This window comes from Streptomyces sp. LX-29, from assembly GCF_029541745.1.
Taxonomy (GTDB): Bacteria; Actinomycetota; Actinomycetes; order Streptomycetales; family Streptomycetaceae; genus Streptomyces.
This window is the reverse complement of record NZ_CP089746.1, coordinates 1,818,329-1,843,284: the sequence shown is the minus strand read 5'-3', so window position 1 is coordinate 1,843,284 and position 24,956 is coordinate 1,818,329. Positions and strand designations below refer to the sequence as shown.

Sequence of the window (24,956 nt, the reverse complement as noted above, 5' to 3'; positions counted from 1 at the left end):
GTCTCGTAGAGCACCCTATTTCCATGACGCCTCGAGTGGAGTGCGTGGAGCCGGTGAAGCAGGGGCAGCAGGTAGGCCCGGCTCAGGGGCCGCGCAGGCTTTGACCCGAAGGGCAAGGTTGGCTGATTCTCCCCTTGTGATCGGCCGATCGAGAGCTCTTTGCTGTGTGGTGAGGTTAGGCTAACCTTTCCGCCGTGCGTGTAGGTGAAGAAGGTGCCGCGGACAGACGTCCCCACGGCCATCAGTTGTCGGCCACGGGAGTCACCGTGGCGTACGAAGGCGTCGACGTCGTGCACGACGCCGCGTTGACGCTGCGGCCTGGCGATGTGACCGTCCTCGTGGGGCCGAACGGCAGCGGGAAGTCGACTCTCCTGCGCACGATCGCGCGTCTGCAACGACCCAGGACCGCCACGCTCGTCATCGACGGCGACACGGACGGCCTCGCCCTGTCCCCTCGTGAGTTCTCGCGCCGCGTGGCCCTGCTGACACAGGGGCGCCCCACGCCCAGCGGGCTGACCGTGCGGGACGTCGTCGAGTTCGGCCGCTACCCGTACCGGGGCCGCTGGGGCAAGGCGGATCCGGACGGACGGGCCGCGGTGGACCGCGCGCTCGCCATGACGGGTGTCGCGGAGCTCGCCGAACGGGGCGCCGAGAACCTCTCCGGGGGACAGCTCCAGCGCGTATGGCTCGCCGGCTGCCTCGCCCAGGAGACCGGCGTGCTGCTCCTCGACGAGCCGACCACCTACCTCGACCTGCGGTACCAGGTCGAACTGCTCGACCTGATGCGTGATCTGGCGGACGACCACGGGATCGCCGTCGGTGCCGTGCTGCACGACCTCGACCAGGCCGCGGCCATCGCCGACCGGATCGTGCTGCTCAGCGCGGGACGGGTCATCGCCGACGGCGGCCCCGAGGACGTGCTGACGGCACAACGGCTGACCGACACGTACGGCATCCGCATCGAAGTCGACACCGATCCCCTGACCGGCCGGCTGCGCACCCGCGCGATAGGCCGACACCACACGCGAAGCGAAAGGCTCAGCACCCCCTCATGAGACGCATCCTTCTGACCGCGGCGGTCGCCACCACCGTGGCGCTCACCCTGACCGCCTGCGGGACGACCGAGCCCGCCGCCGACGACAACGCGAAGAAGAGCGGCGAGCGCATCACGCTCACCGACGCCAACGGCGCCAAGGTGGAGCTCGACGGGCCGGCCAAGAAGGTCGTCGCGACCGAGTGGAACGTCGTCGAGAACCTCATCTCGCTGGGTGTCGAGCCCGCGGGCGTCGCCGACGTCAAGGGCTACAAGACCTGGGGCACCGCGGTCCCTCTGAAGAACGAGCCGAAGGACATCGGCACGCGCGGTGAGCCGAGCATGGACACCGTCGCCTCCCTGAAGCCGGACCTCGTCGTCGTCACCAACGACCTGCCGCCGGCCGCCGTGAAGCAACTCCGCAAGGTCGCCCCGGTCCTGGAGCTGCGCGCCGCCGACGCCTCCGACCAGATCGGGCGGATGAACACCAACCTCGATCTCATCGCGAAGGCCACCGGCACCACGGAGCAGGCCGAGAAGGTCAAGAAGCAGTTCGACGCCAAGGTCGTCGAGGGCAAGAAGGCCCTGGCCGACGCCGATCTCGACGGCGCGAAGTTCGCCTTCGCCGACGGCTACGTCGTCTCCAAGCAGGTCTCCATCCGGCCGTTCACCAGTGGCTCGCTGATCGGCGCGGTCAACGAGAAGATCGGCCTGAAGAACGCCTGGACGGTCAAGGGCGACAAGAACTACGGGCTCGGCACCACCGACGTCGAGGGGCTCACCAAGCTCGGCGACGTGCGGTTCGCCTACATCGGCAACGACGGGGACAAGAACAGCACCCCGTTCACCGGCGTCCTGGCCAAGGACTCCGTGTGGAAGTCGCTGCCGTTCGTGAAGAAGGACAACGTCCACCGGCTGCCCGACGGCATCTGGATGTTCGGCGGCCCCGAGTCGATGGGGAAGTACATCGACTCCGTCGTCGAGGCGCTGACGAAGTAACAGCATGGCCGTCACCGCATCCGCTCGCACCACCCGTCCGCCGACGGTCACGTCCCGGACGGGCGCGGCCGCGGTGACGGCCACGTTGGTCCTGCTGGTCACCGCCCTCGCGATCGTGGACATCACGCAGGGCACGGCCGCCGTCGGCGCCCCCGAGGTCTGGAAGGCGCTCACCGGCCGGGCCGACCCGGCCGACGCGTCCGTCGTGATCGCCTCCCGGCTGCCGAGGATGACGGCGGGACTGCTCGTCGGGCTCGCGCTCGGGATGGCCGGTGCCGCCCTCCAGGCGGTCAGCCGCAACGTCCTCGCCTCGCCCGACACCCTCGCCGTGAACGCGGGCTCCTACCTGGCGCTCGGGGTGGCCGCCGTCACCGGCGTCTCGCTCCCGCTGCTCGCCTCGTCCGGCATCGCGTTCGTCGGTGGCCTCGCGGCGGCGGGCATCGTGCTCGGCCTGTCCAGCCTGGGCGCGGGCACCGTCCGGTTGGTTCTCGCCGGCAGTGCCCTCACCCTGGGCCTCACCGCCGTCACCGAGGGGCTGCTCCTGCTGTTCCCCCGGGAGACGGAGGGCCTCTACCGGTGGAACCAGGGCAGCATCGCCCAGACCGGGTTCGACGGCGTGTTGCAGATGGCACCGCTCGGCGCCGTCGGCCTTCTCGGATTCCTGCTCGTCGCCCGTCGGATCGACGCCCTGGCTCTGGGGGACGACGCCGCCCGCGGCCTCGGCGTCCCCGTCCGCACCACCCGGGTCACCGTGGTCGTGCTCGCCGCCCTGCTCTCCACGGCCGCCGTCACCCTCGCCGGACCCATCGGCTTCGTCGGCCTGTGCGCCCCCGCCCTGGTCCGCCCCCTCGCCCGCAGGTTCCGCGCGTTCACCCGGACCCGTGCGAGCATTCCGGTCGCGGGCCTCGTCGGCGCGGCGCTGGTGCTCGGCTCGGACGTGCTGCTGCGCGCCCTCGTGCCGGCGGACGTGGCGGTCGCCGTGCCGACCGGCGTCGTCACCAGCCTCGTCGGCGCCGTCTTCCTGATCGTGATGGCCACGCGGGTTCGGGACGGTGCCGGCGCCGCCGCCCCCGACCGGCTCCACATCAGGAGCCGGGCCGTCTTCCTGACCACCACGGCCGTCCTGGCGGCGGCGCTCGTCGGCGTGACGATCGCCGCCGTGCTGATGGGCGACAGCAAGTTGTTGCTGGGCGACGTGGTCAACTGGGCCCAGGGCCGCTCGGGGCGGGCCGTGACGTTCGTCCTCGACACCCGAGTGCCCCGGGTCCTCGCGGCCCTCCTCGCCGGCGCGGCCCTCGCCCTGGCCGGGACACTCGTCCAGGCCGTGACCCGCAATCCGCTCGCGGAGCCCGGCACCCTGGGCGTCTCGGGCGGGGCCGGGCTCGGCGCCGTGCTCCTCGTGACGACGGTGCCGCTGGCCGGACCGTGGAGCGTGGCCGGTGCGGCGTTCGCGGGCGCCGCGGCCAGTTCCGTCCTCGTCTTCGGACTCGCCGCGCGGGGCGGCTTCCAGCAGAACCGGCTCGTCCTCGTCGGATTCGGCGTGGCCACCGGGGCGAGCGCCCTGATCAGCCTGCTCATCATCCTCACCGACCCGTTCAACGCGACGAAGGCGCTCACCTGGCTGTCGGGTTCCACCTACGGCCGGACCTTCCCCGACGTGGTGCCTCTCGCGATCGTCCTCGCCGTGGGTCTCCTCGTCGCGGTCCTGCGGCGCACCGAACTCGACCTGGTCTCGCTCGACGAGGACACCCCCAGGCTTCTGGGGCTCCCCCTGGCGCGGGGGCGCCTCGGCTTCCTCGCGCTGAGCGTCCTGCTCAGCGGCACCGCCGTGGCCGCCGCGGGCACGATCGGCTTCGTGGGGCTCGTGGCACCGCACGCGGCCCGGGCCCTGGTGGGCCGGCCGCACGCCCGAGTGGTTCCGGTCGCGGTGCTCCTCGGCGCCACCCTCGTCTGCACCGCCGACCTGGTGGGCCGAACCGTGATCGCCCCGGCCCAGCTCGGCGCCGGCCTGATGACCGCCGTGATCGGCACGCCGTACTTCCTCTACCTGCTGGTGCGCAGTCGGCGGTAGCGGGAGATTCGGCCTACGCGGCAGCGGCTGTGGATGCGTGCTAAAGCCCCAACATCCCCTCGAAGTCATCCTCCCGAGCCAGCCGCTCCAGCTCGTCCAGTGCCTCGCGGGCCCGCGAGGCCGCCTCCGGGTCGCGCTCCGTCAGGCCGCTCTCCAGGAACTCGTCCTCGTCGAGGCGGAGGATGGTGGCGCCGTCGGCGGAGCGCCAGAGGTCGAGGTCCAGGTCCTCGACGACGAGCGTGTCGGTGCCCTCCACCCGAGCCGGACGGGTGACGTCGCAGTACCAGCCCTTGAGGGTGCCGTCGGCGGCGCGCACCTCCTTGACGGCGTACCAGCGGTCGCGCCAGTAGTGCTCGGTGAAGACGTCGCCGCTCTCGAAGCGGACGAAGCCGAAGTCGCGGGTGGCGGCGCCGGCCCAGGGGGCTCGGACGGTGATGCGGGTGCCGTCGTCGGCGGTGACCCGAGCGGGGTAGCGGACGTCGGGACGAGGGTGCTTGACGAGCCGCACGGTGATCTCAGCGGCAGGAGTCAGCGGGTGGGAGGTGTGGGTGGCGCTGGACATGGGTAGGCCTCGCTCGGTGTTCGATGGAAGGGAGCGCGCTTGCGAACACCGAGCCTCCGATGAGCGCCCCCCGGGCGTCCATTGTTTTTCTTGAGACTTCCTCAGCCGCGGCGCCGTGTCGCTCCGCGGCTGTGCCGTGCTGTTGTCCCTAGACTTGGGTGATGCACATATCCAATGCGGCCGACGAGCAGTGGGAAGGGCTCGCCCAGGTCGTCCCGTTGCGCGGCAGGAACGAGTGGCCCTCCTGGCACAACCACCGGGCGCTTCCCGAAGAGGAGCCACCGCACGAGAACGCCGACGCCGACGGGCGGCGGCTGGTCGTGCTCCGGGTCCAGGTCTTCTCGGACGCCCGCGAGGTGGCGGAGTACCTCATCGCGCAGATCCCGGTCCTGCTGGACCTGAACGCGGCCGACACCGACGTGGCCAAGCGCATCCTGGACTTCTGCAGCGGGGTCGTCTTCGGGCTCGGGAGCGGGATGCACCGCGTCGACACCAACATCTTCCTGCTCGCCCCCGCCGGCACCGAGGTGGCCCAGGCCCCGTTGAAGCCCGCCCAGCCCCAGTAGTCGTCCGTTCTGCCCTGGCGTCACCGCCCGTACCTCAATCGTAGGAAGGGTTCCGCGCCGGAACGGTTCGGCATATTTCCCGTCATATAGCGTCCGCATATGAGCACACCGACACTGCGGCCCGTGGTGACCGAGCTCAGGCTCTCGGCCTTCAAGACCCACTCGCGCGCCGCCTTTCCGCTGGGGCCGCTGACCCTGTTCACCGGGCCGAGCGGGAGCGGCAAGAGCGGGGTGCTGGAGGCGTACGCCGCGCTGGCCCGGTTGGCCGGCGGGGAGTCCCTGGACGAGGTGTTCCGGGATCCGGAAGGGTGCGTGCCGCGCCACGCGCGCCCCGACGCGCAAGGCCGGCGCGGCTTCCGCATCGGCTGTACGGTCGACGGTCCGGTCGGTCCGGTACGGCTCGACGTCGCCGTCCAGGCCGAGCCCGAGTTGCGGGTGGTGGGCGAGCGGATGACCGGCGGCGGGGAGACGCTGCTAGAGACGGCGCTGCGCGACCCGCGCCGGCGTACGGTCCAGGCCGCCTGGCACACGGCGGGCTCGGTGGCCGTGACCCGCGCCCCGCTGCCCGACGACCGGCTGGCCACCGCGCTGCTTCCGCTGCGCGTCGCCGGCAAGACCTCCGGTCAGCTGCTCGCGTTGGCGGCGGCGGAGCAGGTGGTCATCGCGCTGCGCTCGGTCTTCAGCTGCGATCCGCGACCGGAACTGATGCGGTTACCCGCGCCGCGAGGCGAGGCCCGGCTGCGCAGCGGCTGCGAGAACCTCGCGGCGGTGCTGCTGCGGACGCGCGGCGAGTGCGCCCGACGGCATGCCGCCCTGGTCGCGGCGGTACGGGCCGGCTGTGGTGGGCCGGTCGGCGATCTCGTGGCCGAGCGACTCGACGGCGGCGCGGTGCGTGCCGTCCTGGAGCAGGGCGCCCTCGGCGCGATGCCGGTCGAGCGACTCGGCGACGGCGAGCTGCGCTTCATCGCCCTCGCGCTGGTCCTTCTCACCGGCCCCGACGTCCTGGAGGTGGACACCGTGGCCGACGTGCTCCCGGCCCAACAGGCGCTGACCGTGCTCGTCGACGGGCTGGATCGCTGCCTGGACCGGCGGCAGGCGCGTGAGCTGCTGGACGTGGCCGCGCGGATGTGCGCCCGGGGGCACGTCCGGCTGGTGGGGGTCGTGGGTGAGGGAACGGACGTGGCCGCTCCCGCGTCGGTGGTACACCTGGGAGGGTGAACGACGTGAACGACCCGAAACCGAATCATGTGAACCATGTGAACCCCGGGGACGACCCTCGCGAGGTGGGGGGCGACCCCGCGGCCGATTCCGGCGCTTCCGTTTCCAGCGCTTCCGCTTCTGGCGCTTCCGCGCCAACATCGGCGCCCGCCCCCGCTGCCGCGCCCGCCGCCCCCGCGTCTGCCCCCGACATCGCCGCCCTCCGCCGCCGCCTCGGCGACTTCGCGGCGGCCCGCGACTGGCAGCCGTACCACACGCCGAAGAACCTGGCCGCGGCGTTGAGCGTCGAGGCGTCGGAGCTGGTGGAGATCTTCCAGTGGCTCACGCCGGAGGAGTCCGCGCGGGTGATGGCGGATCCGAAGACGGCCGCGCGGGTGGAGGACGAGGTCGCCGACGTGCTCGCGTATCTGCTGCAGTTCTGCGATGTGTTGGAGATCGATCCGTTGGCCGCGCTGGCCGCGAAAATCGATCGGAACGAGCAGCGGTTCCCCATCGGCGGGTCCGAACCCTCGTGTCGTCACTCTATGTAGTGATCACCTTATCCACAGCGCAACATCTGTCAACAGATTTCTGAATTCCACTAGCTTTTCGGGCTGTTGACCATCACGCTGGGTAGTGGATGGATAACGGGTGTGGTCAGTCCGTGGAGAGGGGTTCGGGGCATGGACGCGATGCGGCTGATAGGGGCCACTCGGCATGCCCTGGCGCAGGCCGGGAGTGTGCAGGACGTCGTCGCCGAGGCATGGCAGGTTCACGCGTTGGCGGAGGCGATCGGCGGGCACCTCGCGGTGAACGGTCCGGCGGCCGCGCGGGCGGAGGCGCGCGGCCTGTGCGAGGCGGGATGCAGGGCGCGCGGCGCGTTGCACCACCCCGCCCTGCATCACCCGGCCGTGCGCAACGGGGGCATGCGGGCCGTTCAGCTGACCGAGGTGAGGGATGTCAGAAGAGTGCTGCTGGCGCTGGGCGAGTTGCTCGGGGACGCGGGCATCGCACTGGTCGGCATCGCCTCCAACACGGAGGAGGAGGCGCTGTACTGGCAGTGTGTGGAGTCGATAGACGCCGCCGACGAGTCCAGAGACCGGGTGCGCGGCATACTCCGGCACCTCGAGCGGCCGCTTGAGGTGTGGGAACACGGCGGCGCCGCCTGAGCGGCGCGTGTGCCTGCGTATCTATGCGCCCATGTGCCGTTGGATCCGTCAGTTCAGTGGGATCTGTCGGATCGATCAGGTCCAGGTCGATCAGGTCGGCCAGGTCGCTCAGGTAGGTCGAATCAGGCCGGGTGGCCGCCGCCGTCCGCGGGGGAACGGTCGGCGGAGGACTGGAGTTCGGCGTCGAAGCGGGACAGGTCGGCGTTGAGCGCGGCCAGCAACTGCTCCATCTGCTCGATCAGGCCCTTGGGAGTGTGCGCGGAGCCGGTGTGCACGGGGCCGGTGGGAGTGTGCGCGGGGGCGACAGCCGGAGTGGGGGCCGAGCCGGATACCGGGCCGGATACCCGGGCGATGGGTGCCGGGATGGCGGACTGCGGCTCGGGAGCGGCTTCGTGGGACATGGCGGCCTCCTCGGCCCTGGCCCTCTCGTGCGGAGGACGCGGGGGACGGTGCTGCGGTCGTCGCGTCCGGCAGCGGCCGCCGGCGCGCGGGCCGGCGGGTCCGGCTCCGCAGGGGCAACGATCAGTGACATCCCCGGTCACTGGCGCGGGACACGTCTGCGGTGCGAAAGGAGGAAGATTCACCCGACCGTGACGGCTGGCACGGGTGTGACGGGTGAGAGGTTGACGGACGTCTGAGCGTGCAGGATGGGGGCATGGATCTGCGCATCTTCACCGAGCCCCAGCAGGGGGCGAGCTACGACACCCTGCTCTCCGTCGCCAAGGCCACCGAGGATCTCGGCTTCGACGCCTTCTTCCGCTCCGACCACTACCTGCACATGGGTGACGTGGACGGGCTGCCCGGGCCGACGGACGCCTGGATCACCCTGGCCGGCCTGGCGCGGGAGACCCGTCGGATCCGGCTGGGCACCCTGATGACCGCGGGGACCTTCCGGCTGCCCGGCGTGCTGGCCATCCAGGTGGCACAGGTCGACCAGATGTCCGGCGGCCGAGTGGAGTTCGGGCTGGGCGCGGGATGGTTCGAGGCGGAGCACACGGCGTACGGCATCCCGTTCCCGAAGGAGAAGCTCGCGCGGCTGGAGGAGCAGCTCGCGATCGTCACCGGGTTGTGGCAGACCCCGGTGGGCGAGAAGTTCAGCTACGCCGGGGACTTCTACCAGCTCACCGACTCGCCCGCGCTGCCCAAGCCGGCGCAGTCCAAGATCCCGGTGCTCGTGGGCGGGATGGGCGCCACCCGCACCCCGCGGATCGCCGCCGCCTACGCCGACGAGTTCAACATGCCCTTCGGCAATCTGGAGGACAGCCGACGGCAGTTCGACCGGGTGCGTGAGGCAGCCGTGGCCGCCGGTCGCGCGGCGAGCGACCTGGTGTACTCCAACGCCCTCGTCGCCTGCGTCGGCAAGGACGACGCCGAGGTCGCCCGGCGGGCGGCGGCGATCGGTCGGGAGGTCGACGAGCTGAAGACCAACGGGCTGGCCGGCTCCCCGTCCGAGGTGGTCGACAAGATCGGCCGCTACGCCGAGATCGGCTCCTCCAGGATCTACCTCCAGATCCTGGACCTGCACGACCTCGACCACCTGGAGCTCATCTCCTCCCACGTGCAGTCCCAGTTGGGCTAGCCCTGGGCCGGCCCGGACCGGTCGGGTGCGCACCAGCAGGGAGCACGTACGAGAGGAAGGAGCGCGTACGGGCCCGGAACACGCACGAGCCGGGGAGTAGTCACGAAGCAAGCCGGGAGTAGTGACGAAGCAAGCCGAGCGTAATCACGAAACAAGGAGCAAGGAGCACGCCGCGATGTCCGCTTCCGTCCCCACCACGCCGCTCTCACTCGCGCTGGAGCGCGGGCCGCTTGTCCTCGACGGCGGTCTGTCCAACCAGTTGGAGGCCCAGGGCTGCGACCTGTCCGACGCGCTGTGGTCGGCCCGGCTGCTCGCCGACGAGCCGCGGCAGATCGAGACGGCGCACGCCGCGTATGTGCGCGCGGGCGCGCGGGTGCTCATCACCTCCAGCTATCAGGCCACCTTCGAGGGCTTCGCCCGGCGGGGGCTGGACCGCCGGGCGGCGGAGGGCCTGCTGCGGCGCAGCGTGGAGCTGGCGCGACGGGCGGCGGCGGGGGCGGAGACGGGGGCGGACCGCGAGGTCTGGGTGGCCGCCTCGGTCGGCCCGTTCGGGGCGATGCTGGCCGACGGCAGCGAGTACCGGGGCCGGTACGGGCTGAGCGTGGCCGAGCTGGAGCGGTTCCACCGGCCGCGGATCGAGACGCTGGCCGCGAGCGCCCCGGACGTGCTGGCTCTGGAGACGGTGCCGGACGTCGACGAGGCCGAGGCGCTGCTGCGGGCGGTGGCCGGCTGCGGGGTGCCGGTGTGGCTCTCGTACAGCATCGCGGGGGAGACCACCCGGGCCGGGCAGCCGTTGGCCGACGCCTTCGCCCTGGCGGCCGGCGACGACCAGGTGATCGCCGTCGGGGTGAACTGCTGCGAACCGGGCGACGCGGACCGCGCGGTGGCGATCGCCTCCCAGACCACCGGCAAGCCGGTGGTCGTCTATCCGAACAGCGGTGAGGAGTGGGACGCGGCGGCGCGCCGCTGGCGCGGGCGGGCCACGTTCGGGGCGCAACGGGTCGCGGCCTGGCGCGCGGCGGGGGCCCGGCTCATCGGCGGCTGCTGCCGGGTCGGGCCGGACCGCATCGCGGAGCTCGCCACCGCCTTGGAGGCCGCGTAGGGGCTCCCGCCCTGGAGACCCGACCAGGTCGACGTCTTCCGCGGGCGACGCCCTCGAGGGCGCAGCTCGCCGCCGCCCTGGAGATCGAGGAGGACTGAGCGCGTACGGGGGAGGCGCCGGAGGCCGGCGCTTCGGAACGACGGGAGGAAAACCACTGGGAGTGATACCGGCCCGACGGCGATACTCGGGCGTGTGTTCCTGACGATAACCACCACCGGCGACGCCGGGCGCCCGGCTACCGACCTGGGCTTCCTGCTGCACAAGCACCCCGACAAGGCACAGCGGTTCTCCACCTCGCACGGCACGGCCCATGTGTTCTACCCCGAGGCGACCGAGGCGCGGTGCACGGTCGCGCTGCTGCTGGAGGTCGACCCCGTGGCGCTGGTGCGCCGGGGGCGGGGGAAGGCGGCGGGCGCCGCTCACCAGGCGCTGGCGGGTTACGTCAACGACCGGCCGTACGCGGCCTCGTCGCTGCTGGCGGTGGCGTTGAGCGCGGTGTTCTCCAGCGCGCTCAAGGGGCGGTGCGCGGCGCGGCCGGAGCTGCCCGGGCGGGCGCTGCCGCTGCGGGTGGAGGTGCCGGCGCTGCCCGTGCGGGGCGGGGCGGAGCTGGTCGTGCGGCTCTTCGAACCGCTGGGCTGGAGCGTGACGGCGGAGCCGGTGCCGCTGGACGAGCGGTTCCCGGAGTGGGGCGACTCGCGGTATGTGCGGCTGGTGCTCGACGGCGAGCAGCGGCTGGCCGACGCGCTGCGCCACCTCTACGTGCTGCTGCCCGTGCTGGACGACGCCAAGCACTACTGGGTGGCGCCCGACGAGGTGGACAAGCTGCTGCGGACCGGGGAGGGTTGGCTGGAGCGCCACCCCGAGCAGCGGCTGATCACCAGCCGCTATCTGGCCCGTCGTGCCGCGCTGACCCGCGACGCGCTGGACCGGCTGGAGCTCGCCCGACTCGCCGAGGCCGACGGCATCGAGGCCGAGGAGCTGGACAACGCGGTCGACGAGAGTTCGGACACCGAGGAGCGCCCGGTGCCGCTGGCGGTACGGCGCCGCGAGGCGATCCTCGACGCGCTGCGCGCGACCGGGGCGGCGCGGGTGCTCGACCTGGGCTGCGGCCAGGGTCAGCTGGTGGCCGAGCTGCTCAAGGACGTGCGGTTCACCGAGGTGGTCGGCGTCGACGTGTCGATGCGCGCCCTGCACATCGCCGCCCGGCGGCTGCGCCTGGACCGGATGCCCGAGCGGCAGGCGGCACGGGTCCGGCTGTTGCAGGGCTCGCTGGCGTACACCGACACCCGCCTCGCCGGGTATGACGCCGCCGTGCTCAGCGAGGTCGTGGAGCACGTCGACCTGGATCGGCTGAACGCCCTGGAGTACGCGGTGTTCGGCGCGGCGCGGCCCACCACGGTCGTCGTGACCACGCCCAACGTCGAGTACAACGTGCGCTGGGAGACGCTGCCCGCGGGCCACGTCCGCCACGCCGACCACCGCTTCGAGTGGACCAGACAGGAGTTCCGCGCCTGGGCCGACACCGTCGCGGAGCGGTACGGATACCGGGTGGAGTTCCGGCCGGTCGGGCCGGACGACCCCGAGGTGGGGCCGCCGACCCAGCTGGCCCTGTTCAGCAGGCGCGACGGCAGCGAGACCACGCGCGAAGGCAGTGAGACCGCGCACGACGGCAGCAAGACCACACACGACGGCAGCGAGACCACGCGCGAAGGCAGTGAGACCGCGACCGCGCTCGACGGCAGTGGGCCCGCGCACGACCGCAGCGAGACCCCGCACGACGGCAGCAAGACCACACACGACCGCAGCGAGACCACGAAGGGCGTGGCATGACCACCGAAACCACTCGGCGCACGCTCGCCGTCACCGACCTGTCCCTGGTGGTCCTGATCGGCTCCACCGGATCCGGTAAGTCGACCTTCGCCCGCCGGCACTTCAAGCCCACCGAGGTGATCTCCTCGGACTTCTGCCGCGGCCTGGTCGCCGACGACGAGAACGACCAGAGCGCCAGCGGCGACGCCTTCGACCTGCTGCACTACATCGCCGGCAAGCGGCTGGCCGCCGGCCGGCTGACCGTGGTCGACGCGACCAACGTGCAGGCGGAGTCCCGCAGACAACTGGTCCGGCTGGCCCGGGAGTACGACGTGCTGCCCATCGCCATCGTCCTCGACGTGCCCGAGGCGGTCTGCGCCGAACGCAACGCCGGGCGCGCCGACCGCGCCGGGCTGCCGCGCCGGGTCATCCAGCGCCACCAGCGGGAACTGCGCCGTTCGCTGCGCCACCTGGAGCGCGAGGGATTCCGCAAGGTGCACCACCTGCGCGGCGTGGCGGAGATCGAGGGCGCCGAGATATCGCTGGAGCGGCGCTTCAACGACCTGCGCCACCTCACCGGACCGTTCGACATCATCGGTGACATCCACGGCTGCCGCGCGGAGCTGGACGCGCTGCTGGCCAAGCTCGGCTATGTCGACGGGGCACACCCCGAAGGCCGTACCGCCGTCTTCGTCGGCGACCTGGTCGACCGCGGTCCGGACAGCCCCGGCGTGCTGCGCCGCGTCATGGACATGGTGGCCGCCGGTACCGCCCTGTGCGTCCCCGGCAACCACGAGAACAAGCTGGGCCACTGGCTGGCCGGGCGCAAGGTGCGGATCGCCCACGGCCTCGCCGAGACCGTCGAGCAGTTGGAGCGGGAGGGCGAGCGGGACCCGGGGTTCCGGGACCGGGTGCGCACCTTCCTGGACGGCCTGGTCAGCCACTACGTGCTGGACGGCGGCGCGCTGGTGGTCAGCCACGCCGGGCTGCCGGAGAAGTACCACGGCCGCACCTCCGGCCGGGTTCGGGCGCACGCCCTGTACGGCGACACGACCGGCGAGACCGACGAGTTCGGGCTGCCGGTGCGCTACCCGTGGGCCGAGGACTACCGCGGCCGCGCCGCCGTCGTCTACGGCCACACCCCGACACCCACCGCCTCCTGGCTGAACAACACCATCTGCCTGGACACCGGTTGCGTCTTCGGCGGCCGGTTGACCGCACTGCGCTGGCCCGAGCGTGAGCTGGTGGACGTGCCCGCGGAGCGGGTCTGGTACGAACCGGTCAAGCCGCTGCGTCCGGAAGCGCCCGGAGGAGCCGACGGTCGGCCGTTGGACCTGGCCGACGTCGTCGGACGGCGCGGCGTGGAGACCCGCCGGCTGGGGCGGATCGCGGTGAAGGAGGAGAGCGCCGCGGCCGCGCTGGAGGTGATGAGCCGCTTCGCCGTCGACCCACGGCTGCTGGCCTACCTTCCGCCGACCATGGCGCCCTGCGCGACCTCGCACGAGGAGGGCTATCTGGAGCACCCGACCGAGGCCTTCGCCGCCTACCGCGCGGACGGCGTGCGCCAGGTGGTGTGCGAGGAGAAGCACATGGGGTCGCGGGCGGTGGCCCTGGTCTGCCGCGACGCGGCGGCCGCGCGGGAGCGCTTCGGCGTCTCGACGGAGGTGACCGGCGCCCTGTACACCCGCACCGGTCGCCCCTTCTTCGACGACTCCGCCGTCACCGAGCGGCTGCTGGCCCGGGTCCGCGACGCGATCACCGCCGCGGGGCTGTGGCAGGAGCTGGACACCGACTGGCTGCTGCTCGACGCCGAGCTGCTGCCCTGGTCGCTGAAGTCGGCCGGGCTGCTGCGCAGGCAGTACGCGGCGGTCGGCGCCGCCTCCGGCGCCGTCTTCCCCGGCGCCCTGGCCGCGCTGGAGGCGACGGCCGCCCGCGGGGTGGCGGGTGTCGGCGGGGACGACGGGCTGCTGGCCCGGCAGCGCGAGCGGGCGGCCGACGCGGCCGCGTTCACCGAGGCGTACCGCCGCTACTGCTGGCCGGTCGACGGCCTGGAAGGGGTGCGGCTCGCCCCCTTCCAACTGCTCGCCGCGCGGGGCCGCACCCTCGCCACTGTCGGCCACGACACCCAACTCGGCTGGCTGGACCGGCTGGTCGAGCAGGACGCCAGCGGGCTGCTGCGGCGCACCGGTCGGCTGTACGTGGACACCGAGGACGAGGCGTCGGTGGCGGCCGGCGTGCGCTGGTGGCTGGAGCTGACCGAGGCCGGCGGCGAGGGCATGGTCGTCAAGCCGCTGGAGGGCTTCGTCCGCAGGCCCGACGGCGGGCTCGTGCAGCCGGGCGTCAAGTGCCGCGGCCGTGAGTACCTGCGGATCATCTACGGCCCGGAGTACACCCGCCCCGACAACCTGGAACGACTGCGGGTGCGCCACCTCGGCCACAAGCGGTCCCTGGCGCTGCGCGAGTACGCGCTGGGTCTGGAGGCGCTCGACCGCCTGGCGGACGGCGAACCGCTGTGGCGGGTGCACGAGGCGGTGTTCGCGGTGCTCGCGCTGGAGTCGGAGCCGGTCGACCCACGGCTGTAGCGGGCGGGCGGCCGTGGCGGGCCGTGGCGTGCCGTCGTTGTGCCGTCGCATGCCGTCGCCCGGGGCTCTCCCCGGGCGACGGCTTCGACGTGACGCGCGTGCGGTGTGACGTGAGAGCGGCTTCACGCGCGTTCGCGTGACGCGCGTTCGGAGTAACGCCCGTTCGCCATGGCTCGTGTTCGGTTCGCCTCGTGCTCGACCTCTCGCCGGGGCCGGACCGTGCCGGATCGTGCCGGAGCGGGCTCCTCCGCCCGGGCTCGACTCCCGGCGCCCGCCACCTGCGGCGGGCTCCTCGGCCGCCATCGGGTCGGCACGCACAAGCATCGTTCAGGCCATAACTGACCGTCAGGTCGTCACCTAGGGCGGGGGCGGTACCCGCGGTCGGCTCCGGGGTAATCGCCCCAAGACCATTGACGGGGTTGGACCATCTCTCTAGCGTTCTGTCACTCAATCGGGTCGCAACGCTTTCAGAAGGCACAGCGTCTGTATCTCTACTGGATGTGACCGAAAACGACCCGAAGCGAGGGCTTCTCTCCGTGCACAGGACAGCCGGAGGCCCGAGCGGGGAGGGCGAATGAGTCTGTTCGAGGACGGCAGGCCCTTCCTGTCCGCACTCTCCACCGACGATCGCCGTGCGCTGCTGGCACTCGGCGGGCCCAAGACCTATCGGCGCGGTGCCGTGGTGCTGCGCGAGAACGACGCCACCTCCTTCGTGGTGGCGATCATCTCCGGCTGGGCCAAGGTCTCGGTCGGCACCGAGCGCGGCATCCGGCTGATACTCGCCCTGCGCGGCGCCGGCGAGGTGGTCGGCGACCAGGCCGCCATCGACCACCGCCCGCGCAGCGCCACCGTCGCCGCGCTCGGCGACGTCCACGCGGTGGTCGTCTCCGGCGACAAGTTCCGCAAGTACCTGGCGGACCGGCCCATCGCCACCATGCTGATCATGCGTCAGTTCAGCTCCCGGCTGCGGAGTTCGGACGGCGAGCGGCGGTCGCTCGCCTCCGAGCGGGTGATCCAGCGCCTCGCGGCCCGGCTGATCGAGATAGCCGAGCGCACCGGTCGTCCCGACGGCGACGCCATCCGGGTCGATCTGCCGCTGCCCCAGCACGAGCTGGCCGCCGCGGTGGGCACCGGCCGGGAGGCGGTGGCCAAGGCGCTGAAGCTGCTGCGCAGCCAGGGCGTCGTACGGACCGGACCGCGCCGGTTCGAGGTGCTGGACCTGGGTCTGCTGCGACTGCTCGCAGAGGGCCGTGGCGCGGGTGAGGACAGCGGCCTCGGGTGACCGCACCCGCCGCCCCGACACGTACCGTCCCTCCCCTCCCGTACGACCGATGCCGCACCGCCCTGCGCGTACGCCCCCGCGCGCAGGGCAGACGAATCCGCCCCACTGTGTAAACGGCTACAGCCCGTCCCGCCCGTCACGGCAATCCTGGTGGAGTCCGACAGGAGTGCCGCGGTGGACGGGAGGCGCGCGTGGGCGACACGGAGACCCAACTCCGGCTCGTGGTGAGCGCCGGTGTGTGCGGGCCCCGAACCGCGTGTGCCCGGGCCGAGTTGCGCGCGCACGAGACGGTGTACGACGTCGTGGACGGCGCGTTCGCCCGGATCGGGGTGCGTGGGAGCGGCCTCCTGCTGATGGACCGCCCCGGCGGTCTGGTGGCGTCGCCGCCGGCCGAGCTGCCGGCCGCGCTGCTGGCGGGGGAGTGGTTGGAGGAGGTCCACCAGCGGCTGCGCCAGGACAACGCGGAGCGCGCGGTGCCGCTGCGGCTGCGGATCGCGCTGCACCGGGGCCCGGTGGCGCGGCGCGGCGACCGGCTCGCCGGAAGCGCGGTGGAGCTCGCCTGTCGGCTGTGCGACGGCGAGGTGGCCGAGCACACCCTGTCGCACGCGCCGGAGGCGCCGTTGCTGTGTGTGGTCTCTGCAGAGTTCTTCCGCGAGGTGGTGGCGGAGGGCGGGCGCTTCATCGAGCCCGAGCACTACCGCGAGGCGCGGGGCGCCTGGTACTACATGCCCCGCCTGGCGGCGCCACCGCTGCCGGACGAGGTGCTGGAGCCACCGGACGCCCCGGCGTCCGGTGAGTCCGGCGCCGCCGAGGGGGCTCCGCCGTGGGTCGCGGGGGTGCCCATGGCCGGAGGCCCGGCACCGGGGTGGGGCGGCGGGGTGCGACAGGGGGGGTGCCCGCCGCCCACCTCCGACTCCGGGGGGCCGTCCACCTCCGACTCCGGCGGGCCGCCCGGTTCCGAGTCCGGTCGGCCGTCGAGCTCCGACTCCGCCTCCGACTCCGGGCAGCCGGCCGCGGCGGCGGGCGGGCAACCGTCCGGACGCACCTCCGGACAGCCCGCTTCCGACCGCGGGCAGCGGCCCGGTTCCGACCCGGCGCGACCGACCGCCGCAGGCTCCGGCCGACCGCCCGGCTCCGACGCCGGGCAGGCGTCCGGTTCCGACGCCGGGCACGGGCACGGGTCCGGTTCCGGTTCCGGGGAGCCCGTGGTGGAGGCCGAGTCGGAGGGAGCCACGTACCACTTCGAGTACATCGGCGGCGACAGCCAGATCTTCCAGGGCAACACCATCCACGGCGATTTCACCGGCATCCGCAAGGGCGGCCGGGGGGACAAGCGCCGCCGGGGCTTCCGGGGGCGACGGGGCGGCGAAGGGGACGGCGGGCGATGAGCGCAGTGGACGACGACAGCGCCGGGTCGGCCGGGGAGCCGGGCGGTCCGGCCGCGGACGGCGCCCAGTCCGAGGGCCGGGGCGCCGACGGCGGCAAGGGCGAGGACCGGCAGGCCGACGGCCGGCGGCAGGACGGCGAGGGCCGGGACCGCGACGGCCGGCAGCGCGAGGCGAAGCCGGACGGCGAGGAGCGGGACCGGGAGCAGCCACGGCGGCTCGGCGCCCCCAAGGGCAGCCCGCTGGGCGGTGCGGGCGCGGACGGTGGCGCCCGCACCGCTCGCGAGGCGCGCGCCAACTTCCACGTCGAGGGCGACAACCAGATCTACGAGGGCAACACCTTCTTCCACACCCAGGTGCTGCACGGCCCCGAGGAGGTGTTCGTCGACGGACCGGTCCCGCGCGAGCGGCTGGACCACCTGCGGCGTGTCTACTGCCCGGTGCCCGGCTACGAGGCGATGCGACGCCGCCTCGAGCTCACCCATCTGCTGGCGCTCTGCGGCGAGCACGGCACCGGTCGCGCCTCCACCGCCCTCGCGCTGCTCGCCCAGGTGACCGGCGGCGAGGTCTCGCGGCTGGACCCGCACACCGCACTCGGCAGGGTCGACACGAGCAGGTTCGAAGAGGGGCGCGGCTATCTCCTGGAACTCCCCGACGGCGACACCTACGACGGCGGCTACGGGGGCGAGCCGCCCGAGGAGCGCGGTCACCGGGACCGCGACCGGGGGTCGGGCGCCGCGCCCGGGCCCCGCCGGCTCACCGAGCTGCACCTGGACCGGCTGAGCGCCGCGCTGGCCGAGCGCGGGGCGTACGGCGTCATCCTGGTCGGTGCCGGCGACCTCGCCGATGTGCTGGTGCGCGGCCGCTACGGCCTGGTGTGCGCCCCGCCGCCCGCCGACGAGGTCCTCAACCGCCATCTGACCTCGCTGCTCGCCGAGGCCCCCGGCCAGACGCTGCTGCTGGCCCGCGCCAACGCCGCCCGCGCGGACGTGCGGGAGGCGCTCGGCCTGGACGAGCTGCGGCCCGGTGAGGCGGCCCGGCTCGCCGGCCACCTCACGGGACACGCCACCGGCGGCCTCTCCGACGCGGAACTGCTGCGCGAGTGCCGGTGGTTCGCCCCGCGCCAGGCCCAGGAGTGGTTCGCCGGCGCCGACCGCCCCGGCACCCTGCCGGGCGCGCTGCCCGCGCTGCGCGGCGCCGCCCTGCGCATCGCGCTGGCCGTCTTCAACGGCTCCGCGTACAGCCTGGCCGCCGAGGCCGGCGAGTTGCTGAGCTGGGAGCTGGCGGTCACGCTCGACCCGCAGTACGCGTTGGGGCGCTCGCTGTTCACCGCGCACACCGGGGCCCGGCTGGCCGCCGCTCGCGCGGTCCCCGGCGCGGGCGAGGAGGACCTGGGTGAGGCCACCATCCCGGTCCGTGTGGTCCGCTTCCAGGGGCAGCGGTTGGCCACGGCGGTGCTGTACGAGGCGTGGGACGGCTACCACAACGTGCGCGGTCCGATGTCCCGCTGGCTGCGCACACTGTGCGACGACCCGCGCCCCCAGGTGTGGGTGCGCGCCGCCATCGCCGCCGGTGTGCTGTGCTCCTGGGACTACCTCTACGGCTTCTCCGAGCTGCTGCTGCCGCTCGCCCGCGCGGACAGCCCGGTCCAACGGATGGCCGCCGCCACCGCCCTCGCCGAGGCCTCACGCGACGAGGCCGTGCGCCCCGCCGTCCGCGGGCTGCTGCGCGACTGGGCCCGCGGCGACGACCAGGAGGCGTGCGAGACGGCCGCGCTGGCCCACGGCTACGGCCTGGCGGCGGGCTCGGTCTCCGCCTCCCTGGACCAGCTCGGCCGGATCGGCTGCCGGGACGGCGGGGAGTCCGCGGAGATCGCCTCCTACAGCGTGGTGCGGCTGCTGGCGGGCCCGGAGCCGGAGGCCGTGCTGCAGCGGCTGGCCAGCTGGTACCGCGACCGGCGGCAGGACCGGCAGAACCTCGCGCTGCTGACGGTGCTGCGCGCGGTCACCACCCGCACCTCGCACCTGTGGGGCCTGCGGGACACCCCGGAGCTGGAGCCGTACGCCTCCTGGCCGCTGGTCGCCGCGCTGGTCGAGGCCCGCCCGGAGCACACCCGCTGGCTCTCGGACCTGGTGTGGTGCGCGCTGACCACGGCGCGCTCGGGCGCGGCCGCGCTGGAGGCGATGGCCGGCTGGATGCGTCGCGCGGCCCGCGACGAGCGACAACTGACGTCGCTGTGCGGCTTCCTGCCCCGGCTGGTCAGCCAGGAGCGCGACCGTGAGCGGCTGCTGCTGCTCATCGCCCGGCTGGCCCGCGACATCGACGAGCCGCTGAACGCGCGGGCCGCGGAGCGGATGCGGCAGGCGCTGCTGCCGGACGGACCGGCGAGCGGACCCGACCTGGCCGTGGCGTACCAGCCGGGTGGCGCGCTCCGACGCGGCCCGGCGCGCGACTCCGGTCCGCGCGGTCCCGTGCGCGGCCCCGCGCCCGACCCGGCCGAGACGCCGTACGAGGGGTGGCACGAGAGGGAAGGGCACAGATGAACGACCAGAAGCCGGCCGAGCCGTGGACATCGGCTCGGCCGTGGGAGCGGCCGGAGCGCCTGGAACGCCCCGGACGGCCGTCGCCGGCGGGCCCCGGCGCCTCCGGCGAGCGGGCTCCCGTCCTCGGACCGCTGGTGCGCGAGTACGTCCCCGTGGGCCGCTACCGGCGGCCCAGCGGCCAGGTCGCGGCGGTCCTCATGTACGAGAACGGCGGCTACAGCGTGGTGTGGCCCGACCGTCGTGAGGACGTCAACAAGCCGCTCATCAAAGGGCCGTTCACGGTGATCGAGGTGCACACCGGCTGGCACCTCACCCAGTTCCGCACGGAGCTGCCGGCCGCCGGCGACGCCGAGTTCTTCCGCGCCGAGGTCGAGGTGCGATGGCGGGTGGTGGACGCGCGCGCCGCCGCCGTCGCCGGGGTGTGGAACCTGGCCGAGCACCTCTCCCCGGTGCTGCTGCGGGCCCTACGCGGCATCACCCGGCGCTACCGCATCAGCGAGGCCGAACGGGCCGACGCGGCGGTGGAGTCGGAGCTGCTGGAGCGCGGCGCGCTCGTGCTCGGCGACGATCTGGGCCTGGAGACCCAGGTCTTCGTACGGATCGACCTCAGCAGTCGCGGCATCAGCGCCCAGCGCGAGCGCACCGACGTCGAGCACGTCCGCGAGGTGGAGCGTGCCCAGCACGAGCTGGAGCGTGAGCGCGAGGCTCGCGAGCAGGAGCTCAACCGGATGCGGGCCGCCGAGCTGCAGGAGGTGCTCCGCGGCGGCGACGACGATCGGATCGCCTGGTTCATGGCCCGCGACAAGGCCCGGGCGTGGGACATCCACCAGGCGATCCTCCGGGAGCGGCGGGAGGAGCGCGAGCTGTCCATCGAGACCGTGTTCCGCTTCGTCGACGGTGGGCTCATCGAGCGCCAGGACCTCAACGACCAGACCCTCGCCGCCATCGACTTCCTGCGTTCCACCACCCGCGGCACCATGGGCCGCGCCGCCGAGACCGTCTTCGGTCTGCCGCGGCACCCCGCGGCCTCCGGCGAGGACCGGGCCCGGGCCCGACGCCAGCTGGAATGGAGCCACGCCGAGCGGTCGCCGGAGCCCGACGCCCCGCGGGACTCGGCACCCGGCCGGGACGGGGCGCGGGACTTCGGGCATGACGCGGAGCCCCCGTACGACGCCGGGCGAGGCCCCTCCGCGGACCGACCGGACCGAACAGATCGACGAGACCCGTCGGATCGGGCGGACGGGTCGCAGGGGGCGGACCGGTCGAGCCGGGAGTGGGAGCGCGAGGGGGAGTACGGGCACGGACCGGGCCGGGACGGGGAGTACGGCGGCCACCGCGCGGACTGGGACCACGGCCACCGCGCGGACGGGGGCCACGGGGAGCACGCGGACGACCGGTACCTCCGGACCGAGCGAGGCGGTTGGGACCGGCCCGGCGGGCGGGGCGGCGGGGACCGGGTCTACGAGCCCACCCGCGTCCAGCGGGCGGCGGAGCGCGACGACCACCGCCGCCGCCCGCCCCGCTCCGCCCGCGACGACGCCCCGGAGGACCGGGTGAGCGACCGCTGGGACGACGGCCGGGACGACCGTCGGGACCGGGGTCGTGGCGACGAGGGCCGCTGGGACGGGGACCGTTGGGACGAGCCGCTGCCTCCCGAGCGCGACCGGTCGCCGCGCCGTTGGAGCGACAAGCTCGACTGGGGCGACGAATGACCGGGTCCGGGTCGCCGCCGCGGCGGGGCCCGTTCGAGGCCGTGCCGCCGCGCACCACCACCGGCGGCGCCGAGCCGCCGCCCGAGCCCAAGCGCCTCGCCGGCCCCGGCCCCTGCCTGGGCCCCAGCCCCGGCACCAGCCCCAGCGTCGACTCGACCTCCGGCACGCCTCCCACTGGCACGCCTCCCACCGTCACTCCTCCCACCGTCACGTCGCCCCTTTCGCTCCGCGAACCCCCGCGCGGCCCGCACCAGCGCACGCGTCCCCGGACTCTCGGCAGACCCGCCCGCCGCGGGCGCCGGCCCGGCCGGGGCATCCGGGACCACATCGCAAGGAGAACCGCAGTGATATGCCCTGACATCCGGCCCGCGGGGCGGCGTTCGCGCCCGCGTCGACGGCCGGCCCGGCGCGCGCTGGCCGCGGCCGCGGCGGTGTGCGCGCTCGCCGTGGGCCTGGCGCCGGCGCCGCCCGCCGCAGCTCGCGAGACCGCGTCCGACGGCGCGGTGAAGCCCATCGACTTCGCCGTCCTCGTGGACGTCTCCGACAGCCTCAGCGACGCGGACCTGGCCCGGGAGACGGACGCGGCCTCGCTGATCGCCCAGGCGGAGATCTCCGACCGCTCCCGCGCCACCGTCATCGGCTTCGGCAGCGCGGAGAAGCCCGGTCAGCAGCCCGTGCGGGAGGTGTGCTCGCCGACCGTCACCGACGAGGCGGGGCGGCAGCGGCTGAGCCGGTGCGCGCAGCAGTTGAAGGACCGCGCGGGGAACCGGGTCGGGCCGGGGACGGACTTCCCCGCCGCGCTCACCCAGGCCGTCGACCGGCTCGGGGAGCACGGCTCCGACACCACCCCCAAGGTCGTCTTCCTGCTGACCGACGGCAAGCTGGACGTGGCGGACAGCCCCGCGTACGGCACCGACCCCGCAAGCCGCCAGGTCAACGCCGCCAAGAAGCTGCGCGAGACGCTCGACCGGGCCCGCCGCGAGCAGGTGCAGATCTGGCCGCTGGGCTTCGGTGACGGCATCGACCGCGACGCGCTGCGCGCCATGGCCGCCGGCGGCTATCGCAACGACTGCCCCGACCGGCCCGACAGCACCCCGCGGATGCGGGTCGCCGACAGCGCCACCGAGGTGGACCGGGCGCTGCACGTCACCTTCGCGGCCGCCCGCTGCGGTGACGTCGAGGAGGGCACCAGCGCCAGGCCGCCGGGCGAGCTGAAGGTCACCATCCCGCCGATCGCCACCGACGGCTCGATCACCGTCACCAAGCACGACCCGCGCGTCACGGTCACCTACTACGACCCCGAGGGCAACCGGGTGCCGGCGCACGGCACCGCCCACGGCTCCCGCTTCGACGTCAGCGGCCAGGACGGGCCGGTCGAGGCGCTGCGGGTCCGGGACCCGCTGCCCGGCACCTGGCGGGTGAAGCTGTCCGCCCCCGAGGGCCACCGCGACCATCCCGCGACGGTACGGGCCATCTGGCAGGGCGTGCTCCACTCGGCGATCTCGCTGGAGCCCGTCACGCCGCGCCCCGGCGAACGGAGCGTGGTGCGGGTGCGGATGCAGACCCGGCGCGGTGTGGCCATCACCGACCCCGAGCAGTTGGCCGGGGTGAAGGTCACCGCCCGGCTGACCGGCGACGGCTTCGGGGAACCGGTGGACATGACGCTGCGGGACGACGGCGAGGGCCCGGACGAGCGCGCGGACGACGCCCTCTACGCCGCCGAGTTCACCGTGCCCGAGACGGCCTCGGGCGTGCTGCGGATCATCGGGGAGATGGCGGCCCCCGGCGTCACCAGCGACCACCGCCCCTACGACACGCACACCGCCCCGCCCGACGGCCCGCGGGTCGTCGCCGACGTCGCCCTCGACGAGCAGTCGGTGTATCCGGGCGGCGAGGTCGGCGGCCGGATGACGGTGCACAACGACGACACCCGGCCGCACACCCTGCGGCTCGCCCTGAAGGACCTGCCGGAGAGGTCCTCCCTGCGGATCGCCCCGACCACGGTCACCGTGGAGGCGGGCGCGCAGCGGCGGGTTCCGTTCACCGTCGCCTTCGGGGCGGACACGGCGCTCGGCGACATCGGGGGGCAGATCAGCGTCGTCGACACCACCGACAAGGGCCAAGAGGTCGGCCACGCCTTCCTGACCGTCGCGGTGGAGCCCGAGCCGAGCCGCTGGGAGCGGTGGTGGGACCGCTGGTGGTGGGCCGCGGTCAGCGGCGGCGCGTTGGCACTGGCCGCCGGGGCGCTGGTCGCCGCCCGCGCCCACTCCGCGCGGTCGCGCAAGTCCCTCCAGGGGCTGGTCATCGAGGTGCGCCGGGAGGGCTCCGGTGCCGCCCCCGCCCAACTGCCCGTCCGCGGCGCCGGCGTACGGACCTTCTACTTCACCGTCGACGGCGGCTCCGGCTCCGGCACCCCCACGCTGCGCCGGCGCGACTCCGGCGGCGGCCAGACGTACCGGCTGTGGCGCGCCGGCGACGGCAGCCTGCGGCTGCGCGCCCCCCGGGGCCGGGAACAACTGCTCCCGCGCGGGGGCCCGCTGGCGCTCGACGACGGTCTGGAGCTGTGCGTACGCGACGAGCGCGGCGCGACCCGCGGCACCGCGCGGGGCGGCGGAGGCGGCGGCCGCACGGCCGGCGGCCGTGGCCCCGGGCCCGACGCCCGGCCCGGGGGGCGCCGGCCCTTCGGCGGCCGTTCGCGCGGCCGCTCCGGCTCCGGTACCGGCGATGGCGCCGGGGGCGGGACCGGGGGCCCGGACGGCTCCGCGACGAACGGCAGGTCGGACGGCGGTCGCGTCCGCGGCGGCCGTCCCCGGGGCGGCACCGGCGGCGCCGCCTCACCCAGCGGCGGAACGGGCGGCTATGACGCGGCGTTCTGACCCGTGCGCCGGACGGCACCCGGCGGGCGGCACACCAGCCCGCCGGGCACCAGGTGGCAGGCCACCCCGCCGGGCATCGGGTGGCCGTACGGCAGCGGGCTCGACGTCCGGCCCGCCGCCCGGCCTGGCATCCGGACGGGTGGGGCGCCTCATGCCTGATCCGGGGTCGGTGCCCGCGCCGGTAGGCGGTGGCGCGCCGTCCCGAGCGGTCCGGACGACGTTCCGGCCGCCGCTCCGCCGGGCGGGGTGGAGCGGTCCGCGGACCCCCCACGGGCCACCGCCGCCCGGCCTGGCGGGGCACCCGGCGCCCGGCCTGGCATCCGGACGGGTGGGGCGCCTCATGCCCGATCCGGGGTCGGTGCCCGCGCCGGTAGGCGGTGGCGCGCCGTCCCGAGCGGTCCGGACGACGTTCCGGCCGCCGCTCCGCCGGGCGGGGTGGAGCGGTCCGCGTACCCCCCACGGGCCACCGCCGCCCGGCAGGACAACCAC

The 24,956-nt window shown here is 74.1% G+C and carries 18 protein-coding genes; 16 read left to right on the top strand and 2 right to left on the bottom strand.

All coding sequences use genetic code 11. The annotated features are described in order from the left end of the window. Window positions 1–194: 194 nt before the first annotated feature. The 3 genes from LRS74_RS07925 to LRS74_RS07915 are packed head-to-tail and all read left to right on the top strand — an operon-like array spanning window position 195 to window position 4,103. Complete coding sequence (locus LRS74_RS07925; RefSeq protein ID WP_277740344.1) at window positions 195–1,055, top strand: ABC transporter ATP-binding protein; 861 nt, start codon at window positions 195–197, stop codon at window positions 1,053–1,055. Then, window positions 1,052–2,032 (top strand): iron-siderophore ABC transporter substrate-binding protein, encoded by a 981-nt coding sequence (locus tag LRS74_RS07920; RefSeq protein WP_277740343.1) that lies wholly within the window; start codon window positions 1,052–1,054, stop codon window positions 2,030–2,032. The genes LRS74_RS07925 and LRS74_RS07920 overlap by 4 nt, the downstream gene beginning before the upstream one ends. Window positions 2,033–2,036: 4 nt before the next feature. After that, window positions 2,037–4,103: an iron ABC transporter permease gene (locus LRS74_RS07915; RefSeq protein ID WP_277740342.1), complete on the top strand. Its 2,067-nt coding sequence runs from the start codon at window positions 2,037–2,039 to the stop codon at window positions 4,101–4,103. Between the two features lie 40 nt (window positions 4,104–4,143). Here the strand turns inward: LRS74_RS07915 and LRS74_RS07910 are convergent, their stop codons facing one another. Beyond that, window positions 4,144–4,665 (bottom strand): DUF402 domain-containing protein, encoded by a 522-nt coding sequence (locus LRS74_RS07910; RefSeq protein WP_277740341.1) that lies wholly within the window; start codon window positions 4,663–4,665, stop codon window positions 4,144–4,146. A 161-nt stretch (window positions 4,666–4,826) separates the two neighbouring features. On the opposite strand from LRS74_RS07910, the gene LRS74_RS07905 reads away from it, so the two are divergent. The 4 genes from LRS74_RS07905 to LRS74_RS07890 all read left to right on the top strand — a co-directional run bounded on the left by LRS74_RS07905 (window position 4,827) and on the right by LRS74_RS07890 (window position 7,597). Then, window positions 4,827–5,231 (top strand): cell division protein SepF, encoded by a 405-nt coding sequence (locus LRS74_RS07905; RefSeq protein ID WP_277740340.1) that lies wholly within the window; start codon window positions 4,827–4,829, stop codon window positions 5,229–5,231. A gap of 99 nt (window positions 5,232–5,330) precedes the next feature. Next, the gene (locus LRS74_RS07900; RefSeq protein ID WP_277740339.1) at window positions 5,331–6,449 is read left to right on the top strand and encodes an ATP-binding protein; all 1,119 of its coding nucleotides are present in this window, start codon (window positions 5,331–5,333) and stop codon (window positions 6,447–6,449) included. 191 nt (window positions 6,450–6,640) lie between these two features. Further along, the gene (locus LRS74_RS07895) at window positions 6,641–6,979 is read left to right on the top strand and encodes a nucleotide pyrophosphohydrolase (RefSeq protein WP_277744647.1); all 339 of its coding nucleotides are present in this window, start codon (window positions 6,641–6,643) and stop codon (window positions 6,977–6,979) included. Between the two features lie 132 nt (window positions 6,980–7,111). Then, a complete protein-coding gene (locus tag LRS74_RS07890) occupies window positions 7,112–7,597 on the top strand; it encodes a DUF6099 family protein (RefSeq protein WP_277740338.1) in 486 nt (161 codons plus the stop codon). 122 nt (window positions 7,598–7,719) lie between these two features. Here the strand turns inward: LRS74_RS07890 and LRS74_RS07885 are convergent, their stop codons facing one another. Next, entirely contained in the window at window positions 7,720–7,998 is a 279-nt protein-coding gene (locus tag LRS74_RS07885; protein ID WP_277745047.1) for a hypothetical protein, read from the bottom strand. A 254-nt stretch (window positions 7,999–8,252) separates the two neighbouring features. On the opposite strand from LRS74_RS07885, the gene LRS74_RS07880 reads away from it, so the two are divergent. From LRS74_RS07880 to LRS74_RS07840, 9 genes are all read left to right on the top strand, one after another. Continuing rightward, window positions 8,253–9,176 (top strand): LLM class F420-dependent oxidoreductase, encoded by a 924-nt coding sequence (locus LRS74_RS07880; protein ID WP_277740337.1) that lies wholly within the window; start codon window positions 8,253–8,255, stop codon window positions 9,174–9,176. 175 nt (window positions 9,177–9,351) lie between these two features. Next, complete coding sequence (mmuM, locus tag LRS74_RS07875) at window positions 9,352–10,278, top strand: homocysteine S-methyltransferase (protein ID WP_277740336.1); 927 nt, start codon at window positions 9,352–9,354, stop codon at window positions 10,276–10,278. Window positions 10,279–10,470: 192 nt separating this feature from the next. Further along, the gene (locus tag LRS74_RS07870) at window positions 10,471–12,108 is read left to right on the top strand and encodes a 3' terminal RNA ribose 2'-O-methyltransferase Hen1 (protein ID WP_277740335.1); all 1,638 of its coding nucleotides are present in this window, start codon (window positions 10,471–10,473) and stop codon (window positions 12,106–12,108) included. Beyond that, window positions 12,105–14,669 (top strand): polynucleotide kinase-phosphatase, encoded by a 2,565-nt coding sequence (locus tag LRS74_RS07865; RefSeq protein WP_277740334.1) that lies wholly within the window; start codon window positions 12,105–12,107, stop codon window positions 14,667–14,669. Before LRS74_RS07870 ends, LRS74_RS07865 begins: the two co-directional genes overlap by 4 nt. Before the next feature lie 574 nt (window positions 14,670–15,243). Next, window positions 15,244–15,951, top strand: a complete 708-nt coding sequence (locus tag LRS74_RS07860; protein WP_277740333.1) for a Crp/Fnr family transcriptional regulator — start codon at window positions 15,244–15,246, stop codon at window positions 15,949–15,951. Window positions 15,952–16,142: 191 nt separating this feature from the next. After that, window positions 16,143–17,339: a hypothetical protein gene (locus tag LRS74_RS07855; protein ID WP_277740332.1), complete on the top strand. Its 1,197-nt coding sequence runs from the start codon at window positions 16,143–16,145 to the stop codon at window positions 17,337–17,339. Beyond that, window positions 17,336–19,879: a hypothetical protein gene (locus LRS74_RS07850; protein ID WP_277740331.1), complete on the top strand. Its 2,544-nt coding sequence runs from the start codon at window positions 17,336–17,338 to the stop codon at window positions 19,877–19,879. The genes LRS74_RS07855 and LRS74_RS07850 overlap by 4 nt, the downstream gene beginning before the upstream one ends. After that, window positions 19,876–21,591 carry a hypothetical protein gene (locus tag LRS74_RS07845; RefSeq protein WP_277740330.1) on the top strand — a complete coding sequence of 572 codons (1,716 nt, stop codon included), beginning with the start codon at window positions 19,876–19,878 and terminating at the stop codon, window positions 21,589–21,591. Before LRS74_RS07850 ends, LRS74_RS07845 begins: the two co-directional genes overlap by 4 nt. A gap of 344 nt (window positions 21,592–21,935) precedes the next feature. Next, window positions 21,936–24,467 (top strand): vWA domain-containing protein, encoded by a 2,532-nt coding sequence (locus LRS74_RS07840; protein ID WP_277740329.1) that lies wholly within the window; start codon window positions 21,936–21,938, stop codon window positions 24,465–24,467. Window positions 24,468–24,956 lie beyond the last annotated feature (489 nt).